Raw genomic sequence first — 351 nt, 5'->3', positions numbered from 1 at the left:
AATCGTGTTGATGCATTTGTATGGATAATAAACACTCAATTAGGGTAAAGTGAGACCCAGACTTTAGCTGCAACTAAAGTTGATTTATACAGTAGTTCGATTGATGCATGGCTCCTCTATCGAGAGACCGATAACAAACGCGAACGCTGTATAAACTCCAAGCCTACACTCGAATAGTCGACTGGGTCTCGAACCCGTATTATAGCAAACAAGAGTAAGCTTATTATGAATCATTCTACATTTCAAAGCATCAATGTCGGTGTTGATACCGGTAAAACTCAACTAGACATTTTCATCAGACCTATCGGTCTTTTCTTTTCTGTTTCTAATGATGCTAAAGGCATCAAAGAA

General features: G+C 38.5%; 1 pseudogene. It reads left to right on the top strand.

Annotated elements, in window-relative coordinates:
* Positions 1 to 225: 225 nt before the first annotated feature.
* Positions 226 to 351, top strand: a pseudogene (locus A6E03_RS20120) (IS110 family transposase); the annotation flags it as partial.

Source organism: Aliivibrio sp. 1S128, assembly GCF_001691065.1.
Classification (GTDB): Bacteria; Pseudomonadota; Gammaproteobacteria; order Enterobacterales; family Vibrionaceae; genus Aliivibrio.
This window is presented reverse-complemented; position numbering and strand designations above follow the sequence as displayed.